17 protein-coding genes are annotated in these 18,252 nt (G+C 71.7%); 6 read left to right on the top strand and 11 right to left on the bottom strand.

Annotated features, from left to right (window positions below):
• Positions 1 to 56: 56 nt before the first annotated feature.
• A complete protein-coding gene (locus AB0368_RS35135; RefSeq protein WP_366158351.1) occupies positions 57 to 635 on the bottom strand; it encodes a hypothetical protein in 579 nt (192 codons plus the stop codon).
• Positions 636 to 851: 216 nt separating this feature from the next.
• Positions 852 to 1,742, bottom strand: a complete 891-nt coding sequence (locus AB0368_RS35130) for a diiron oxygenase (RefSeq protein ID WP_366158350.1) — start codon at positions 1,740 to 1,742, stop codon at positions 852 to 854.
• Positions 1,743 to 1,797: 55 nt separating this feature from the next.
• Between AB0368_RS35130 and AB0368_RS35125 the strand changes: the two genes are divergently transcribed.
• Entirely contained in the window at positions 1,798 to 2,505 is a 708-nt protein-coding gene (locus tag AB0368_RS35125; protein ID WP_366158349.1) for a TetR/AcrR family transcriptional regulator, read from the top strand.
• A complete protein-coding gene (locus AB0368_RS35120) occupies positions 2,502 to 2,801 on the top strand; it encodes a DUF4873 domain-containing protein (protein WP_366158348.1) in 300 nt (99 codons plus the stop codon). Before AB0368_RS35125 ends, AB0368_RS35120 begins: the two co-directional genes overlap by 4 nt.
• On the opposite strand, the gene AB0368_RS35115 is transcribed toward AB0368_RS35120, so the two are convergent.
• Complete coding sequence (locus tag AB0368_RS35115) at positions 2,755 to 3,774, bottom strand: AraC family transcriptional regulator (RefSeq protein ID WP_366158347.1); 1,020 nt, start codon at positions 3,772 to 3,774, stop codon at positions 2,755 to 2,757. The genes AB0368_RS35120 and AB0368_RS35115 overlap by 47 nt on opposite strands.
• Positions 3,775 to 3,843: 69 nt before the next feature.
• Here AB0368_RS35115 and AB0368_RS35110 point away from each other — a divergent pair, with 69 nt between their 5' ends.
• From AB0368_RS35110 to AB0368_RS35095, 4 genes are all read left to right on the top strand, one after another.
• Complete coding sequence (locus AB0368_RS35110; protein WP_366158346.1) at positions 3,844 to 5,292, top strand: NAD(P)/FAD-dependent oxidoreductase; 1,449 nt, start codon at positions 3,844 to 3,846, stop codon at positions 5,290 to 5,292.
• Positions 5,293 to 5,297: 5 nt separating this feature from the next.
• A complete protein-coding gene (locus AB0368_RS35105) occupies positions 5,298 to 6,161 on the top strand; it encodes an SDR family oxidoreductase (protein ID WP_366158399.1) in 864 nt (287 codons plus the stop codon).
• Positions 6,158 to 7,009, top strand: a complete 852-nt coding sequence (locus AB0368_RS35100) for an alpha/beta fold hydrolase (protein ID WP_366158345.1) — start codon at positions 6,158 to 6,160, stop codon at positions 7,007 to 7,009. Before AB0368_RS35105 ends, AB0368_RS35100 begins: the two co-directional genes overlap by 4 nt.
• A gap of 94 nt (positions 7,010 to 7,103) precedes the next feature.
• Positions 7,104 to 8,309 carry an AGE family epimerase/isomerase gene (locus AB0368_RS35095; RefSeq protein ID WP_366158344.1) on the top strand — a complete coding sequence of 402 codons (1,206 nt, stop codon included), beginning with the start codon at positions 7,104 to 7,106 and terminating at the stop codon, positions 8,307 to 8,309.
• A 36-nt stretch (positions 8,310 to 8,345) separates the two neighbouring features.
• Here the strand turns inward: AB0368_RS35095 and AB0368_RS35090 are convergent, their stop codons facing one another.
• From AB0368_RS35090 to AB0368_RS35055, 8 genes are all read right to left on the bottom strand, one after another.
• Positions 8,346 to 9,170 (bottom strand): serine protease, encoded by an 825-nt coding sequence (locus AB0368_RS35090; RefSeq protein ID WP_366158343.1) that lies wholly within the window; start codon positions 9,168 to 9,170, stop codon positions 8,346 to 8,348.
• 339 nt (positions 9,171 to 9,509) lie between these two features.
• The gene (locus tag AB0368_RS35085; protein ID WP_366158342.1) at positions 9,510 to 10,007 is read right to left on the bottom strand and encodes a GyrI-like domain-containing protein; all 498 of its coding nucleotides are present in this window, start codon (positions 10,005 to 10,007) and stop codon (positions 9,510 to 9,512) included.
• A 114-nt stretch (positions 10,008 to 10,121) separates the two neighbouring features.
• A complete protein-coding gene (locus tag AB0368_RS35080) occupies positions 10,122 to 11,456 on the bottom strand; it encodes a nitrate/nitrite transporter (RefSeq protein ID WP_366158341.1) in 1,335 nt (444 codons plus the stop codon).
• On the bottom strand, positions 11,453 to 11,767 hold the full coding sequence (locus AB0368_RS35075; protein ID WP_366158340.1) for a Rieske (2Fe-2S) protein: 315 nt from the start codon (positions 11,765 to 11,767) through the stop codon (positions 11,453 to 11,455). The genes AB0368_RS35080 and AB0368_RS35075 overlap by 4 nt, the downstream gene beginning before the upstream one ends.
• Positions 11,764 to 14,223, bottom strand: coding sequence for a nitrite reductase large subunit NirB (gene nirB, locus AB0368_RS35070; protein ID WP_366158339.1), 2,460 nt, complete (start codon positions 14,221 to 14,223; stop codon positions 11,764 to 11,766). The genes AB0368_RS35075 and nirB overlap by 4 nt, the downstream gene beginning before the upstream one ends.
• A gap of 1 nt (position 14,224) precedes the next feature.
• Positions 14,225 to 16,318: a molybdopterin oxidoreductase family protein gene (locus AB0368_RS35065; protein ID WP_366158338.1), complete on the bottom strand. Its 2,094-nt coding sequence runs from the start codon at positions 16,316 to 16,318 to the stop codon at positions 14,225 to 14,227.
• Positions 16,319 to 16,387: 69 nt separating this feature from the next.
• Entirely contained in the window at positions 16,388 to 17,026 is a 639-nt protein-coding gene (locus tag AB0368_RS35060; RefSeq protein ID WP_366158337.1) for a CbiX/SirB N-terminal domain-containing protein, read from the bottom strand.
• The gene (locus AB0368_RS35055) at positions 17,023 to 18,147 is read right to left on the bottom strand and encodes a uroporphyrinogen-III synthase (RefSeq protein WP_366158335.1); all 1,125 of its coding nucleotides are present in this window, start codon (positions 18,145 to 18,147) and stop codon (positions 17,023 to 17,025) included. The genes AB0368_RS35060 and AB0368_RS35055 overlap by 4 nt, the downstream gene beginning before the upstream one ends.
• Positions 18,148 to 18,252 lie beyond the last annotated feature (105 nt).

Below are 18,252 nucleotides of genomic sequence, written 5' to 3'. Positions count from 1 at the left end.
ACCGTAATCGGGCCCGGACGTCCGGGGCGCGGGCCAATTCGCCGGAGGCGGCCCGCCTACCCGGTGCGGCCGTTCGCGTAGACGACGCGGAAGCCCAGGTGGTCGGCGAGCGCGCTCCAGCGGCTGGAACGCACGAGCCGCTCGACGCTGTCGATGCGGCCGCCGTTGACCAGGGCGTTGAGCACCACGGTCTCGAACGCGGCCGACTCGACCCAGTCGATCGCCTTGGTGAAGCCGCACAGCATGGCGGCCTTGGTCTCGTGCAGGAACTCCTTGAGCACCCGGTCCGAGGCGCGCAGCACCGAGCAGCTGCCGAAGTACAGGGTGCGGCCGGCGCAGCGCCCGGACATCCAGGCGGCGATCTCGTCGAGCTCGACGGTGGTCTTGGCGGTGAGGCAGAGCTGGGACGGCTGGCCGTGCAGGGCGAAGAAGCCGACCTTGAAGTCCTGGTACTTGCGGGACAGCCAGGTGTCGAGGTAGTAGTGCAGCTCCTCGGTGGTGGCGGTGTCGCGGTGGATGAAGCGGATGCTCCCGAGCCGCTCCAGCAGCTCCAGCGTGGGGAGCACGGATCCCCGCTCGGTGAGGTCGTCCTCCCATTGGCCCTCGACGCAGAACACTCCCCCGGCCTTGGCCACAGCCCCTCCTCGCGGTGTCGGGATGACGGCCCCGACCCGACGACGCTAGCCGACCCCGCCGCCGGAGGGGGGACCGGACAGACGAAGCCTGATAAGCCTCACAAATCGCTCCGCCCCCTGCCGACATTCCGGCTCGACGGCCGCGCCGGGTCGTCCGGGGCGAAGGCGGAGGTATCTGGTGGCGCTCAGGCGACGGGCTACTGGCAGTACCTCAAGTCACGAACTGAGCAGGCCGGAGCGGCGCCACAGGGCCAGGCCGGGGCCGCCGATGAGGTCGAGTTCGCGCAGGTAGGCGACCACTTTTTCGGCCGCCCACCGCATCGTCTCGCGGTGGTGCGGGTTGGCCCGTGCGGCCCGCACACCCACCTCCGGCTCGATGCCCACCGACCGGTAGACCTCCGGCGCGATGAGGCGCCGCCCGGTCAGGTACGCCGCCCGCGCGATGACCATCCGGTCGTACGCCAGCCGCTTGCGCCCCGCCGCCCGTACCTTCCGGGCCAGTTCCTCGCGGGCGTAGCGGACGTGCCGGGCCTCCTCGATGACGTGGATGCGCGACACCATCCGGACCAGGGGCTGCACCGTCTCGTCGGCCGCCGCCTCCCGCTGCAGGGAGTCCAGGATCTCCTCGGCGATGAGGATGGCCGCGTACATGCGGGGGCCGGTGGCCGTGGCGGCGAGCCATTTGCCGAGGCCGTCGTCGAAGGCGCCGACGCGGTAGACCGGGCACTCCAGCTTCTTGATCATGCGGCCGAACATCACCGAGTGGCGGCACTCGTCGGCGACCTCGGTGAGCGCGTACTGGGCGTGCGGCGTGGTGGGGTCCTGCTTGTAGTACTCGCGCAGGAGCAGCTGCATGAGGATGGTCTCGAACCAGACGCCGAGGCCGGCGATGCTGGCGACCTCGTGCCGGGTGAGGGTCCGCCGCTGTTCGGCGGAGAGCCCCTCCCACAGCTCGGTGCCGTAGAGCGAGGACCGCCGCTCCGGCACGAAGTACGCGTCGGGAAGCAGCGGGGCGTCCCAGTCGATCTCCACTTCGGGGTCGTACGAGTGCGACGCCGACGAGCGCAGGAGCCGGGTGGCGGTCTGGGAACGGTCGGGGGAAACCACGTCTGACCTCCGCGGGGGGTTGACGTTACCGGAAGTAACAGCTACTTCTCGTACTATGAACTCCAGCGAGGAGACCGTCAACCGTCCCGACGGGCGCAGCAAGCGGTGGGCCGGCCACCGCGAGCGCCGGCGCGAGGATCTGGTCGACGCGGTCATCGAGGCGATCCGCGAGCTCGGCCCCGAGCCGGGCATCGACGCGGTGGCCGCCCACGCCGGCGTCAGCAAGCCCGTGCTGTACCGCTACTTCACCGACAAGTCGGGACTGTGGGAAGCCGTCGCGCGCCGGGCGGCCACCGCCGTCGTCGAGGCGGTGGCCCCGGCGGTGGCGGTCGTCCGGGAGGAGCGCGAGGTGGTCCGTGCCGCCGTCGCCGCCTACCTGGGCTTCATCGACTCGGACCCGCAGCTGTACCGGTTCGTGGTGCACCAGCGCGGCATCGCCCGGGGCCGCGACGTCGTCGCCGAGGCGATCGACTCGATCGCCAGCGTCCTGGCCCGCATCATCGGCGACCGGCTCCGCGCCCTCGGGCTGGACTCGGGACCGGCGCTGCCGTGGGCGTACGGGGCCGTCGGCTACGTCCAGACCGTCGGCGACTGGTGGCTGCGTCACCAGCAGCCGATCAGCCGCGAGGCCCTGGCGGAGTACCTGACCACGTTTCTCTGGGGCGGCATCATCGGCATCCGCGCGGCCGCCGACACACCGAGCTTCCCCGCGGCGGAAAACGGAAAGACACCTCAATCGGACGGATCGGCGGCGACATTGTGAGCGATGCAGACGAGGAATATCGCGGTGCGGCCGTGATCCGGGCCGGGGAGGCGGCGGTGACCGTGGCGGTACGGCTCTCTGTCCATTTCGAGCCGATCGAGGGCCGCTACCGCTGGGCCGGGCGGGCCGCGCCCGACGACACCCTGAGCGCCCAGCTGCGGGCCGGGGCGCGCGACGTCACCGTCCGGATCGGTGAGCGGGAGGCGCCGGCACGGCTGGGCGAGCCCGACCCGTGGGGCGGCGTACGCCTCACCGGGGTGGGACACCCGCCGTGGAGCGCAGCGCCCGGGGCGTGACGCCGTACCAGCGGCGCACCGCCCGGCTCAGCGCGGACTGCTCCGCCATCCCGACCATCGCGGTGACCTGGGTGAACGGCAGGTCGGTCTGGGTGATGAGCCGGTGCGCGGCGACCCGGCGGACGTCGTCGAGGATCGCCTCGAAGGTGCTCCCCTCCGCGGCGAGCCGGCGCTGCAGCGTCCGCGGGTGGGTCCGCAGCAGCTTCGCCACGGCGCCCACCTCCGCCGGCGAGGAGCCCAGCCCCTGGGTGAGCAGCATGCGCACCCGGTCCGCGGTGCTCTCGCCGGGCGCCGGGAAGTGGCTGGTGAGGTAGTCGACGGCGATGTCGCGCAGCATCTGGCTGCCGCCCGGCACCGGCATGGTCGCCAGGCCGCCGGGCACCCGCAGCACCGCGTCCGGCCGGCCGAAGCGCACCTCGGCGCCGAAGAACCGGGTGTACGCCTCGACCGGCGCCAGGGCCGGGTGCGGCAGGTGCACCGAGCGCAGCCCGTACGGGCCGCCGTGCAGCAGCACGATGATCCGGTGGAACAGGCCCAGCCCCACGTCGACGACCTGCGGCGGGAGCGGCTCAGCGTCCGTGCCGCGGTAGAGCAGCCCGACCACCCCCGCCCGGCCCGACGGGTCGGGGATCTGCGAGACGGTCAGGGCCGGGCTGTGCACGAACAGGTAGCGGCGCGTGGTCTCCAGCGCCTCACCGAAGGTGGCGGAATTCTCGATGGCCAGCGCGAGCGGGCCGAGCACCGAGGCGTTCTGCAGCCCGGCCAGGCGCAGCCCCAGGTCCGGGCAGGCCAGCTCTGCCGCGGCCACCTCGAGCAGCATCCCCGCCTCGATCGACGGGATCACCGCGTCCTCGGACCGGATCGCCGCGCACGTCACGCCGAAGCGCGAGAGCAGTCCCCTGCCGTCGCCGCCCAGGCTGTCCACCAGGCCGGGCAGCCCTCGCAGGCCCGCGGCGCGCACCATCGACTCCATGGCGCGCAAGGATAAATCCCTGTCGCGCAAAGGCAAGTCACGCATCGCCTACCGGCGAACACTGGAGCCATGGCCGAACACTTCGACGTCCTCATCATCGGCGCCGGCCTGTCCGGGGTCGGCGCGGCGTGGCGGCTGCAGCAGGAACGGCCGGGCACGACGTACGCGATCCTCGAGGCCCGCACCGCGATCGGCGGCACCTGGGACCTGTTCCGCTATCCCGGCGTGCGCTCGGACTCCGACATGTTCACGCTCAGCTACCCCTTCCGGCCGTGGCGCGGCGACAAGTCGATGGCGCCCGGCGACGCCATCCGCGAGTACATCCGCGAGACCGCGGCCGACGGCGGGATCATCCCGCACATCCGCTTCGGCACGAAGGTGCTCTCCGCGAGCTGGAGTGGCTCGCACTGGACCGTCATCACCTCCCAGGGAACCCTGACCTGCAACTTTCTGTACGCGTGTGCCGGCTACTACGACTACGCGCAGGGCTACCAGCCGGACTTCCCGGGGCACGACGATTTCCGCGGCACACTCGTGCACCCGCAGTTCTGGCCGGAGGACCTCGACTACGCCGGCAAGCGGGTGATCGTCATCGGCAGCGGCGCCACGGCCGTGACCGTGGTGCCCGCGATGGCCGGCACGGCGGGGCACGTGACGATGCTCCAGCGCTCCCCCACGTACATGACCGTGCTGCCCGAGCGCGACGTCATCGCCGACGTCCTGCGCAAGCGGCTGCCCGCGCGGGCCGCGAACAGGATCGTCAGAGCCAAGAACATCTTGCTGACCCAGGGCTTCTACCAGCTCGCGAAGCGCCGCCCGGAACGCGCGAAGGCGCTGCTGCGGCGCTTCGCCCTCGCACACCTCGAGGACCCGGCCTACCTGGACGAGCACTTCACGCCCACGTACGACCCGTGGGACCAGCGGCTGTGCGTGGTGCCCGGCGGCGACCTGTTCAACGCCATCAAGGCGGGCACGGCGTCGGTGGTCACCGCCCACATCGATCGGTTCGTCCCGGAGGGCATCCGGCTCACCGACGGCCGCGTGCTGGAGGCCGACATCATCGTCTCGGCCACCGGGCTGTCGCTGCTACCGATCGGCGGCGTCGAGCTCACCGTCGACGGCGAGACCGTGCAGCCCGGCCGGACGGTCGCGTACCGCGGCGTGATGCTGGGCGGCGTACCGAACTTCGCGTACTGCATCGGCTACACCAACGCGTCCTGGACCCTGCGCGCCGACCTCTCGCACCGCTACGTCTGCCGGCTGCTGTCCTACATGGCCAAGAACGGCTACACGGTCGCGACCCCGCAGGAGAGGCCCGGCCCCCGCCGGCCGCTGCTCGACCTCACCTCCGGGTACGTGCAGCGCGCGCTGGACCGGTTCCCCAGCCAGGGCGACCGCGACCCGTGGATGGTCCGGCAGAACTACCTGCGCGACGTGCTCACCACCCCGCGCGCCGACGTACGCCGGGACATGACGTTCAGCCGAAGGCCCGCCCCCGTGCTCGAGGAGATCCGATGACAGGACTGACCCCGTACCGGTTCGCCGGGCGGACCGCCGTCGTGACCGGCGCCGCAAGCGGCATCGGCGAACAGCTTGCCCACGGCCTCGCCGCCCGCGGCAGCGACCTGGTCCTCGTCGACCGGGACGCGATGCGCCTCGACGCGATGGCCGAGGCGACCCGGTCGGCGCATCCCGCCCGTACCGTCGAAGCCCTGGTCGTGGACCTCGCCGACCGCGACGCCGTGGTGGAGCTGGCGACCGGCATCCGGGAGCGCCACCCGCGGCTCGGCCTGCTAGTCAACAACGCGGGCGTCGCGCTCGGCGGCCGCTTCGACCAGGTCGCGGTCGAGGAGTTCGAGTGGGTCATGGCGGTCAACTTCACCGCGCCGATGCTGCTGATGCACCACCTGCTTCCGGCCCTGACCGCGGAGCCCGGCTCCCACCTGGTCAACATCTCCAGCCTCTTCGGGCTCATCGCGCCGCCCGGGCAGTCGGCGTACAGCTCCAGCAAGTTCGCCCTGCGCGGGCTCAGCGAGGTGCTGCGCAGTGAACTGCGCGAGAACGGCGTCGGGGTGACCACAGTGCATCCCGGCGGTGTGCGTACCCGGATCGCCGAGAGCGCGCGCATCGGCACCGCCGTGCCCACCGACGACGTCGAGCAGCACCAGCGGACGTTCGCCGCGATGCTGACCTATCCTCCGGAGAAGGCGGCCGAGGAGATCCTCGACGCGGTGCGGCGCCGCCGCGGCCGGGTGCTGATCGCGACCAGCGCCAAGATCCCCGACCTGCTCGCCCGGCTGATGCCGGTCTCGCACATGCGGGTGATCAACCGGCTCACCGCGGCGACCGCCCGGCGGGTCCAGCCCAAGGCCCCGGTGAGCAAATGATCAAGAATCTGACCGTACGCGGTGCGACGATCCGGGTGCACGAGACCGGCGACCCGGAGCACCCGCCGATCCTGCTGCTGCACGGCATCGGGCGCAGCCTCGAGGACTGGTCGCCGCAGCACGAGCGGCTCTCCGGCCGGTGGCGCGTCATCAGCGTCGACCTGCCCGGCTTCGGCCTGTCCGACCGGATGCCGGCACCGATCAGCCTCGCCTCGCTGGCCGACGGCGTCCTGGCCACCCTCGACACCCTCGGCGAGCAGCGGCCCCTGCACGTCATGGGCAACTCGCTCGGCGGCGCGGTGGCGATGCAGCTGCTCGCGTCCACCCCGGCCCGGGTCTCGACGCTGACGCTGGTCAACAGCGCGGGCTTCGGCAAGGAAGTGGCGTTCTTCCTACGCGCCCTCGCCATCCCGGGGCTGGGGAAGCGCCTTCTGCGCCGGATCGACGCCCGGGTCGCCCGGCGGGTGGAGCGCAGCCTCTTCCACGACCGGGCGTACGTGACGCCGGAGCGGGTCGAGTTCGCGCTGCGGGTGGCCGCCCGGCCCGAGCACGCGCTGGTGTTCCTCGAGACCGCCCAGGCCCTCGGCGGCCTGCGGGGCATCCGCGGGCCGTGGCGCCGTACCCTCCTCGAGGAGGTGGCCCGGCACCCGCGGCCGACGCTGATCGTCTGGGGCGACCACGACCTGATCCTGCCGGCGACCCAGCTGCCGGCGGCCCGGGCGGCCTTCCCGGACGCGCGCTGGCACCTGTTCCCGGACACCGGGCACATGCCGCAGATCGAACGCGCCGACGAGTTCGCCGACCTCACCGAGCTGTTCCTCACGGCCCGCTCGGACAGCGTCGCATAGTCCTCGCGGCGGCTCGCTTAACCGAGCTGACCACGGGTCGGACATTCCGGCGGCCGGTGCGGGACGAATCCGGCACTGACCTAGAGTGATCGACATGTCCGCCTGGCCGACGAGTCCTGCCCATCACCGCTGGCTCGACCAGCACAGCCGCGACCTGCTCGCCTTCGGGCGCCGCACCGCCGACCCCGGCGGCGGCGCCCGCTGGCTCGGCGACCACGGCGAGCCGGAGCCGGACCGGCCGGTCTCGGCCCTGATCAGCTGCCGGATGACCCACGTGTACGGCATCGGCGCGCTGCTCGGCGTGCCGGGCGCGGGCCGGATCGCGGCGCAGGCGATGGCCGGGCTCACCGGCCGGCTGCGCGACACCGAGCACGGCGGCTGGTTCTCCGCGGAGGGCACCGGCGGCAAGTCCTGCTACGACCACGCCTTCGTCCTGCTGGCGGCCTCCACCGCCGTCCAGGCCGGCCTGCCCGGCGCGGAGGACCTGCTCGCCGACGCCCAGAAGACGTTCCTCGAGCGCTTCTGGGACGAGGAGGCCGGGCTCTGCTTCGACACCTGGGACACCGCGTTCACGACCCTCGACGAATACCGCGGCGTCAACGCCAACATGCACGCCGTGGAGGCGATGCTGTCGGTGGCGAGCGTGACCGGCGACCGCAGCTGGATCGCCCGCGCGCAGCGCATCTGCCGGTTCGTGGTGGCGACCGCCGAGGCACACCAGTGGCGGATCCCGGAGCACTACGGTCCCGGCTGGCAGCCGTTGCCCGAATACAACCACGACCAGCCCGACCACCCCTTCAAGCCGTACGGCGCCACGATCGGTCACGGCCTCGAGTGGTCCCGCCTGCTGCTGCACCTCGCGTCGGCCCCGACGGTCGGCGAGCCGGCCGGCCTCGCCACCGCCGCCCGCGAACTCTTCGCCCGCGCGGTGACCGACGGCTGGGCGGTCGACGGGCAGCCGGGCTTCGTCTACACCACCGACTGGACGGGCCGGCCGGTGGTCCGCGATCGCATGCACTGGGTCGCGGCCGAGGGCGTCAACGCGGCGGCGGCGCTGTATGGGTACACCGGCGAGGTCTTCTACGCGGACCTGTACCGGGCCTGGTGGGACTATGTGGACGAGTACATGATCGACCATGAGCACGGCTCGTGGTTCCACCAGCTCGACGCGTCCAACTCACCGACGGCGACGGTGTGGCCGGGCAAGGCCGACCTGTATCACGCGTTCCAGGCGACCCTGGGGGCCCGCGTACCGCTGTGGCCGATGCTGGCGACGGCGGTGGACGAGCACCTCAGCTGAGCGGGCCGGCGGGCAGCTGTCCCGCCGGCACCGCGATCACGGCTTGGTGAGCAGGCAGCCCGGAACGGTCAGGTCGATCGTCCGGCTGCCGTTCAGGCAGGTGGTGAACCAGTAGGTCTGCTCGCCGTAGCTCTGGCCCTGGTACGCCCGGGTAGTGCCGTCGGCGGCGACCTCGCACGGGTTGTTCAGCGTGCACATCTCACCGTCGTCGTTACCGGTGTTGTTGATCCCGATGATCCGGCCGGTGGTCCCGTCGACGATCGGCGACCCGGACGTGCCGTGGATGGTGTCGCAGGCGGTGTCGTACCGGATCGAGTCATGCCACGTCCACTGGTCCTCGCGCAGCGTGTCGACGAACGTGTCGATCTTGCAGTTCCAGATCCGCCGCCAGTAGCTGGACGGGATGCTCATCGAGGTGCCGGCGGCCGCGCGGGTGCTCGAGAGGGTCAGCGCCGCGACCCCGTAGCGACTCTGCAACGTGGAGTACGTGCTGGTCAGGCGGTACAGGGTGACGTCGGTTCCGGTCATCGTCGCGTACAGCACGCGGTCGGCGCGGACCGTTCCCAGCGATCCGCCGGAGCTGTTGAGCAGCGTGCCCGAGCGGCTGCTGGACCGGTTCTGCAGCACCTGCCCGGCGGCGATGAAGCCGCCCTCGTAGCAGTGCCCGTTGGTGAGCATCATCGCCCGGTCGGTGCTGGCGGAGTTCGGGTAACGGACCAGGGAGGCGGAGCAGTTGCTCAGCTTGATGGTCGCGGCCAGGGTGACCGCACGGGCGGCCTGGGCGGGGGCGGGGCCGACGAGCAGGCCGCCGACGGATGCGAGGACTGCGGCGCCGAGGGTGAGCGCACGACGTAGGCGCATCAAGGGTCCCTTCTGCTGGGTGCCGCGGCCGGATCGGCGACTCGCGGCACCGGATGATCTAGACCTCCACGATCTTTGCATTGATAGTGGTCCATGTAAATCAATGCTTCGGATCAGCGGAAGGGCAGGGCCACGTCGCAGACGGGCGGCGAGCCGGCGCTCCACCGCCGTCCAGTACCCGGCGAGTCGCTCGGCCGCCTCCGGCCCAGGAGCGCCGACGATCTCGGTGATCTCGGTGAGCGGCATGTCGAGCCGGCGCAGCAGGGCGATCAGCCGGCCGGTGTAGAGCTGACGGCTCGCATATCGGCGGGATGGTCAGCAGCCCGGCCGCCCCGGGCATCAGGTCACCGGGAACGCGACATCGAACACCTCGTCGCCGTCCGCCGCCGCCATGAAATCGGTCCAGTAGGTCTCCCGCGGCGCCCGGGCGACGGCCAGCCCGTTGGCGGAGATCCACTTCTCGACCGCCTCGTAGACCCCGCCGAGTTCTCCGCTGGTGACGACGGACTTGGTCACCCTCGCGTACGCCTCGCGGTGCGCCGGGATGGTCCGGTCTCCCCCGGCGGCGACGGTCGCGCAGACCTCGACCGGGGTCGGCCCCGCGTTCGGGTTGCCCTCGTAGATCGCGAGGAGCACCGGCTCGTCCCCGGACCGCTCCAGGAACGGCCAGTCCGTGGTGCCGAGCAGTCCACCGGCCGACCGGGCCCGGTCGGCGACCCGGGCCATCGCGCCCGGCAACCAGGCCTCGAGCTCAGCCTGGTCGACGCTGCGAGTCTCACTCACCACGTGCTGCTCAGGCACCTCGCGCAACCGGATCTCGACCATGACACCCTCCATCCCGGCAGCGTACGCACGCCGCCGGAAGACAGAGTGCAGTCTCTCCCCACGTCAGGGTCAAGCCTGGAGGTCGCGCCGCGGCGGCGGCCGAACCGACCGCCGCCGCGAAACCGCTCAGACCGTGCCGATCCTGCGGTCCGGGCGCAGGTACACCGCCCACGTGACCAGCACGCACAGCGCGTAGAAGGCGATGAACGCGATGTACGCCGCATCCGCCGTCTTGTACTCCAGGAACGACTGCCGGAACGCCAGGTTCACCAGCACCCCGCCGAACGCCCCGATCGCCCCCGCAATACCGATCACCGCTCCGGACAGCCGCCGCGCCTCGTGCTGGTCGTCCGGGTTCTTCAGGGCGAAGATGCGGGGGATCATCTTGTACGTCGACCCGTTGCCGATCCCGCTGAACACGAACAGCGCGATGAAGCCGACCAGGTAGAGCGGCAGCGACTTGAGCTGGGACGCGATCAGCACGATGCTCGCGCCGGCCGCCATGGCGAGGAAGTTGACGAAGGTGACCCGGGCGCCGCCGAGCCGGTCCGCCAGGGCCCCGCCGACCGGGCGGATCAGCGAGCCGAGCAGCGGCCCCAGGAACGTGAGGTACGCGGCCTTCACCGGCGTGCTGAACACGTCGTGGAACTGCACCTGCAGCACCTGACCGAAGGCGAAGCCGAAGCCGATGAACGAGCCGAACGTACCGATGTAGAGCAGCGCCATGATCCAGGTGTGCGGCTCCCGGGCGGCGTCGCGCACGCCACGCTTCTCGTTGCGGACCTGGCTGAGGTTGTCCATGGCGAGGGCCGAGCCGACGGCGGCCGCGACGATCAGCGGGATGTAGATGCCCGCGACGATGCCGGGGTGGCCGGCGCCGAACACGGCAAGCACGAAGAGGCCGACCAGCTGCACCGCGGCGACCCCGATGTTGCCGCCGCCTGCGTTGATGCCGAGCGCCCAGCCCTTGAGGCGGTCCGGGTAGAAGGCGTTGATGTTCGTCATCGAGGAGGCGAAGTTGCCGCCGCCGACGCCTGCGACCGCGGCCAGCGCCACCAGCGTGCCGTACGAGACCCCGGGCTTGATGAGGAAGGCGGCGAGCACGGCCGGGAGCAGCAGCAACGAGGCGCTGATGATCGTCCAGTTGCGGCCGCCGAAGCGAGCCACCGCGAACGTGTACGGGATCCGCAACGTCGACCCGACCAGCGCGGGTACGGCGGTGAGCAGGAACTTACCGGCCGGGTCGATACCGTACGCGGGGCCGAGGAACAGCACCAGCACGGACCACATCGTCCACACGGAGAAGCCGATGTGCTCGGAGAAGATCGAGTAGACCAGGTTCCGCCGGGCGACGGCGGCGCCCCCGTTCGCCCAGAACGCCGGGTCCTCGGGCCGCCAGTCGTCGATCCAGTGCCCCCGTACGGTGAGGGCGGCGGGACGTTCCAGGGTAGTAGCGCTCACGCGGAGACCTCCGAGTAGATGACGATGTGACCCTCGTCGTCGACACCGACGGGGTAGACGGTCAGGTCGGGCTGCCCGCTGAGCGAGCAACCGGTGGTCAGGTCAAAGGCGTTGAGGTGCAGGGGGCAGACGACGACCTTGTTGTCGATCTGCCCGTCGGCGAGGGGTCCGCCCTTGTGCGGGCAGACCGCCGACAGGGCGCGCAGGGAGCCGTCGCGGAGCCGGAACACGGCCACCATCTCGCCGTCCACGGCGAAGGCGCGTCCCTCGCCGAGCGGAATCTGGTCCACGGGACCGAGCCGGGTGCTCATCGGACCGGCACCTGGGGCAGGACCGTCAGGGGCAGGGAGGTGCGGAACTGCCCGGGTGTCACCGGTTCGGCGCGTTCCCGCCATGGATCCCGGTAGGCGGCCACGGAGGCGGCCATCGCGGCGTCGAGGTCGGCGGCGATCCCGTCGGCGTCGTCGATGACGACCTCGCGGATGCGCTCGATGCCGATCCGCGGCACCCACGCGTACGTGCGCTCGAGCCAGTTGGCGTTCTCGCGGTAGTACTGCAGGAACCGCCCGGTCAGCGTGACGACCTCGTCGGGCGAGTCCACGGTGGCCAGCAGGTCGCCCTTGCGCACGTGCGCCCCGGCGGCACCGCCGACGTAGATCTCCCAGCGACCGCCGTCGATCGCGACGACGCCCAGGTCCTTCACGTACGCCTCGGCGCAGTTGCGCGGGCACCCGGTGACGGCCAGCTTCATCTTTCCCGGGCCCTCGATGCCCTGGTACCGCTCCTCGAGCGCGATGCCCAGCGCGGTGGAGTCGCCCACTCCGAAGCGGCAGAACTCCGAGCCGACGCACGTCTTCACGGTGCGGAAGCTCTTCGCGTACGCGTATCCGGACGGCATGTCGAGCTCCGCCCAGATCTGCGGCAGCTTCTCCTTCGGCACCCCGAGCAGGTCGATGCGCTGCCCGCCGGTCAGCTTGACCATCGGTACGGAGTGCCGCTCGGCGACCTCCGCGATCCGCTTGAGCTGGGCCGGAGTGGTGACGCCGCCCTTCATCTGCGGCACCACGGAGAACGTGCCGTCGCGCTGGATGTTGGCGTGCACCCGGTCGTTGACGAAGCGGGCGTCGCGCTCGTCCTCGTACTCCTCGCCCCACATCATCTTCAGCAGCGAAGCCAGGCCCATCTTGCTCTTGGCGTCCTCCTCGCCGCCGGGCACCAGCGTGGCGAAGACCGAGGACACCGACTTCAGCCCGTGGGTCCGGATCGCCTGCATCAGCTCCGGCTTGGGCATCGGTACGCCGGGGACGTACCAGGAAGCCGAGGGGTCCTCCTCGACCTCTCCCCCGGCGGCCCACTCGACGATCTGCTGGACCAGGCTCTTGCAGGTGCCGCAGCCCTTGCCGGCGCGGGTCTTGTCCATGACGCCGTTGACGGTCTTGCATCCACCGTGGACGGTCTCGACGAGCTGGCCCTTGCTGACGCCGTTGCAGTTGCAGACCTGGGCGTCGTCGGCCATCTCGGCGGCGCTGACCTCGGCGGGCGGGCCACCGAGGTCGAACATCAGCTCGACGCGGTTCTCCGGCAGCGCCAAACCGCGGTCGAACGCCTGCATGAGGAAGGCGACCTTGCTGACGTCGCCGACCAGGGTGGCGCCGATCAGGCGCCCGTCGCGGATGACGAGGCTCTTGTAGATGCCCTTGCGCGGCTCGCTGAAGGTCAGCGTCTCGTCGTCGTCGAGCTCGGCGGCCTGGACGCCCATCGCGGCCACGTCGACCCCGGCGACCTTGAGCTTGGTGGCGACCCGGGAGCCGTGGTACGCGGCGTCCGGGTCGCGCCCGGTGAGGTGGTCGGCGAGCACCTTCGCCTGGTCCCACAGGGGCGCGACCAGGCCGTACACCTCGCCGCGGTGCTGGGCGCACTCGCCGACGGCGTAGATGTCGGGCTCGTCCCGCACGCGCATCTGGTCGTCGACGACGATGCCGCGGTCGACCGCCAGGCCGCTCGTCTCGGCAACCTCGGCGTTGGCGCGGATGCCGGCGGCGACCACCACCACGTCGCAGGGAATCGTCCGGCCGTCCTTGAGCTTCACCCCGGTGACCGCGTGCTTACCGAGGATCTCGGTGGTCAGCCCGTCGGTGACCACCTCGATGCCGAGCTTCTCCACGCTGCGCTGCAGGGTCGCGCCGCCCTGCGCGTCCAGCTGGGTGTTCATCAGGTGACCCATGGCGTGGACGAGCGTCACGTGGCTGACGTGGTTCTGCAGGCCGCGGGCCGCCTCCAGGCCGAGCAGGCCGCCGCCGATGACGACCGCGCGCTCGTGCTCCCGGGCGTAGCGGATCATCGAGCGGGTGTCGTCGAGCGTGCGGAAGGCGAAGACGCCCTGGTGGTAGCCGCGGCCGGGGCGGTGGATGCCGGTGATCGGCGGCACCCAGGAGCGGCTGCCGGTGGCGATGATCAGTTTGTCGTACGGGGTCGCCGTGCCGTCCTCGGCGTACACCTTCTTGGCGGCCCGGTCGATGCGCGCGATCCGGGTGCCGGCGTGCAGGGTGATGCCGTTGTCGGCGTACCAGGAGAGGTCGTTGAGGAAGATGCCCGCCTCGTCCTCCACGCCCGCGAGGACGTTGGAGAGCATGATGCGGTTGTAGTTCCCGTACGGCTCGTCGCCGAAGACGGTGATGGCGAAGTCGCCGTCGCGGGCGAGGATCTCCTCGAGCGTACGGGCGCCGGCCATGCCGTTGCCGATGACCACCAGACGCGGTTGCTGCACGTCAGCAGCTCCCTTCTTCTTCGGTACGGGAGATGGCGACCGCGCACGCCTTGAAGGCGGGCATCTTGGAGTGCCGGTCGAGCGCGGGGTCGGTGAGGGCGTTGACGGCGTTGTCGCCGCCCCAGTGGAAGGGTGCGAAAACGGTGTCCGGGCGGATGCCGGAGTTGAGCCGGGCCCGGAAGAACGCCCGGCCACGGCGGCTGCGCAGCTCGACCATGTCGCTGTCGGCGATGCCGTGGCGGCGGGCGAGGTCGGGATGCAGCTCGACCCGGGGCTCGGGCATGGCCACGCTCAGCGCGGCGACGCGGCGGGTCTGGTTGCCGCTCTGGTACTGCTGCATCGTGCGGCCGGTCGTCAGGACGTACGGGAAATGCCGGTCGGGAACCTCGTGCGGGTCGCGGTGCTCGACCCGCACGAAACGGGCCCGCCCGTCCGGCGTCGGGAAGCCGTCGGCGAACAACCGCGGCGTGCCCGGGTGGTCCTCGGCCGGGCACGGCCAGAACACGCCCTGCTCGGCCTCGATCCGCTCGTAGGTGATGCCGGCGTAGTCGGCGATCCCGCCGGCGCTGGCCCGGCGCAGCTCCTCGAACACCTCGCGCGGCTCGTCGCTGAAGAACTCGCCGCGGCCGAGGCGGTCGGCGAGGTCCTTGAGGAACCTCAGGTCGGTGCGGACCTCGGGCGGCGGGGGCAGGGCGCTGCGGCGGCGGATGACCCGGCCCTCGAGGTTGGTCATCGTGCCCTCCTCCTCCGCCCATTGCGCGGTGGGGAGGACGACGTCGGCGAGCTCGGCGGTCTCGGACAGGAAGATGTCGGAGACCACGAGCAGGTCGAGCGAGCGCAGCCGGTCGATGACGTGGTTGGCGTGCGGGGCGGAGACCGCGATGTTGCTGGCCAGCACCAGCAGCACCCGGACGCCGCCGTCGGTGCCGAGCCGGTCGAGCATCTCGTACGCGGACTTGCCCGGCTGCGGCAGCTCGGCCGGGTCGATGCCCCACACCTTCGCCACGTGCGCGCGGGCGGCGGGGTCGTCGATGCGGCGGTAGCCGGGCAGCTGGTCGGCCTTCTGGCCGTGCTCGCGGCCCCCCTGCCCGTTGCCCTGGCCGGTGATCGTGCCGTAGCCCGAGAACGGCCGGCCGACCAGGCCCAGCGCGAGGGCGAGGTTGAGGTAGGACTGTGCGGTGTCCGTACCGTTGCTGTGCTGTTCGGCTCCCCGGGCCGTGAGGATCATCGCCGGGCGTTCGGTGGCGAGCATCCGGACCGTCTCGCGCAGATGCGCCTCGGGCACGCCGGTCATCCGCTCGACCCGCTCCGGCCAGTAGGAGGTGACCGCGGCGCGGACCGCTTCGAAGCCGGTCGTCCGGTCCCGGATGTAGTCCTCGTCGATCAGGCCCTCGCGGATCGCGATGTGCAGCATGCCGTTGGCCAGCGCCAGGTCCGTGCCGGGCAGGGGTTGCAGATGCCGGTACGCGCCCTTCGCCGTCGCCGTCAGCCGCGGGTCGACGACGATGTGCCGGGCCCCCTCGGCGCGACCGGCGTCGAGGTACTGCATCGAGGGCGGCATCGCGTCGGCCGGGTTCGCCCCGACCAGCAGGACCGTCCGCGCACTCGCCAGGTCCTCGAGCGGGAACGGCAGCCCCCGGTCCACACCCAACGCCCGGTTGGCGGCGGTGGCGGCCGACGACATGCAGAACCGGCCGTTGTAGTCGATGGACGCCGACCGCAGCGCCACCCGGACGAACTTGCCCAGCGTGTACGCCTTCTCGTTGGTGAGCCCGCCCCCGCCGAACGCGCCGACGCTGTCCGGGCCGTATCGTTCCTGGCTGCTGCGGATCGCGGTGACGATCCGGTCCAGGGCCTCCGCCCAGGTGGCTTCCCGCAGCGGGCTGGTCCGGTCCCCGGCGGTCTTGCGCACCAGCGGGGTGAGCAGCCGGTCCTTGTGGTCGAGCAGTTCGGCCGCGGTCCAGCCCTTGGCGCAGAGCCCGCCGCGGTTCACCGGGAAGTCGGCGGGCTCCAGCCGCACCCGGGGGATCTCGGGCGTCAACCGGATGCCGCACTGCAAGGCGCAGTACGGGCAATGCGTCTCGGTCACCGTCACGTGATCGATCGTCGCGGTCCGGCGTTTCGTTCACTCGCGCGTAACGATTGCCCCGAGGTTCTGTTTTCCCTACAACCGGCTCGGGGCCATTGTGAGATCGAGATACCGGGTCAGCACCAGGTCCGCGATCGCCGGGTCCGCGCACAGCGGCGCGGTCACGTGGTCGGCCCCGGCCCGGTGCAACGACCGGTAGAACAGGCCTTCGGCGAGCAGGTACGCCGCGACGGCGATTCGTCTCGTCCCCTGGTCTCTCAACCGGGCGACCACGTCGGACACCAGCCGCTCCTGACCCGAGGCGTAGGCGACCGTGGCACCGAGCTCGGCGGCGACCTCATCCACGTCGGCCCGCCACGCCGGATCGGAAGAGCCGGCGGCGGCGAGCACGACAGCGTCGCAGGGCGGAATCCGTCGCCGCAGGACGTCCACGAGCACCGGGTCGGGCCCCAGCGGCGGCGCCACGGCCGCGCCGACACGTGCCGCGGCCTCGGCGATGTCCACGCGTACGTGGTAGCCGGCGGACAACAGCAACGGCACCACGACGTCCGACTCCTGGATCGCATCCGCAACCCGTGGGTGCTGTACGTCCACGTACGCCAGGCGCACGTCGACGTCGGGCCTCCGGCAGGCGACCCGGTCGACGAGGTCACGGATCTGGGCCTGTCCGGCGGCGGAACGGGTCCCGTGCGCGACCGCAAGCAGCTTCCTCATACGGCCACCTCATCCACTCGCAGCCGGTAGCCCCGCTTGATCACGGTCTCGATGTGCCCGCCACCGCCGAGCGCGGTCCGCAGCCGGGCGATCGCGACATCGACGGCGTGCGCGTCGGTGCCCCGCGGCAGTGCCTCGACCAGCTTCTCCTTGGAAACCACGGCGCCGGGCCGGTCGGCGAGCGAGCCGAGGATGGCCATCGCGGCCGGGGCCAGCGTCTGCAGCCGGCCGTCGATGAGCACGGCGTGCCCGCGGATCTCCAGCTCGTCCCCGGCGACCGACAGCCGCAGCGCCCGGCGCGGCAGCTCGTCGGTAACGACCTTGACCAGGGCGCCGAGCCGGGACCGGTGCGGCGTGACCACCGGAACGTCCTGCGCCACCAGCGAGGCGGCGGTGACCGGCCCGACGCAGGCGGCCATCGTCCCGCCCCGGAACCGGTCGAGCACCTCGTCGGCGGCGGGACCGGCGATCTCCAGCAGAGCCTGCACGGCCGGGGCGCTGGTGAACGTGACCGCGTCGATCTGCCCGGCGGTGAGCTGGCCGACGAGGCGGCGTACGGGCGCGACGTCGGGCGGCAGCGTCGACCGGTAGACCGGAACCTCCACCACGGCGGCCCCGGCGGCCCGCAGGGCGCCGATGAACTCGGCCTGCGGCCCGCCGTGCAGCTGCACGGAAATACGCCGCCCCGCGATGCCCTGCTCGAGCAGCCGCTCGAGGATCTCCTCCGACGACTCGGACGCGGCGGACCACTCCTCGGTGAGGTCGGCGGCCCGGATCGCCCCGCACGGCTTGGCGCCGCGGGCGATCAGCCGCGCCCGGCCCAGCGCGGCCCGCAGCGTGTCGCCCATCCCCCAGCCCTCCGCCGCCTCCAGCCATCCCCGGAAGCCGATCCCGGTGGTGGCGACCACGATGTCCGGCGCGAGCCCGACACAGGCCTCGGTGGCGGCATGCAACGCCTGGTCGTCCCGCAGCGGCACGATGGTGATCGCGGGAGCGACGACGACCCGCGCCCCGCGCCGCTCCAGCAGGGCGGCCAGCTCATCGCGCCGGCGCTCGGCGGTCACGGCGATGGTGAACCCGGCGAGCGGTCCGGCAGCGTCGGCATTCTGATCGGGATTCACCCGTCAGATGCTCGCTACCAGCCATTACGGTCTGAGCACCCTTGTGTTTCCGCGGTGATAACGCGGAATCACTTGGGCCCGCGCCCCGCGGAGAGCCGTTCCGGC

It is taken from the genome of Actinoplanes sp. NPDC051475 (assembly GCF_040689425.1).
GTDB lineage: Bacteria > Actinomycetota > Actinomycetes > Mycobacteriales > Micromonosporaceae > Actinoplanes.
This window is presented reverse-complemented; position numbering and strand designations above follow the sequence as displayed.

Bases quoted from the DNA above. Each gene is read 5' to 3' on its own strand.
- AB0368_RS35095 (WP_366158344.1), top strand. From the start codon at position 7,104: ATGTCCGCCTGGCCGACGAGTCCTGCCCATCACCGCTGGCTCGACCAG.
- AB0368_RS35085 (WP_366158342.1), bottom strand. From the start codon at position 10,007: ATGGAGGGTGTCATGGTCGAGATCCGGTTGCGCGAGGTGCCTGAGCAG.
- AB0368_RS35110 (WP_366158346.1), top strand. From the start codon at position 3,844: ATGGCCGAACACTTCGACGTCCTCATCATCGGCGCCGGCCTGTCCGGG.
- AB0368_RS35125 (WP_366158349.1), top strand. From the start codon at position 1,798: ATGAACTCCAGCGAGGAGACCGTCAACCGTCCCGACGGGCGCAGCAAG.
- AB0368_RS35115 (WP_366158347.1), bottom strand. From the start codon at position 3,774: ATGGAGTCGATGGTGCGCGCCGCGGGCCTGCGAGGGCTGCCCGGCCTG.
- AB0368_RS35060 (WP_366158337.1), bottom strand. From the start codon at position 17,026: ATGAGGAAGCTGCTTGCGGTCGCGCACGGGACCCGTTCCGCCGCCGGA.
- AB0368_RS35090 (WP_366158343.1), bottom strand. From the start codon at position 9,170: ATGCGCCTACGTCGTGCGCTCACCCTCGGCGCCGCAGTCCTCGCATCC.
- AB0368_RS35075 (WP_366158340.1), bottom strand. From the start codon at position 11,767: ATGAGCACCCGGCTCGGTCCCGTGGACCAGATTCCGCTCGGCGAGGGA.
- AB0368_RS35100 (WP_366158345.1), top strand. From the start codon at position 6,158: ATGATCAAGAATCTGACCGTACGCGGTGCGACGATCCGGGTGCACGAG.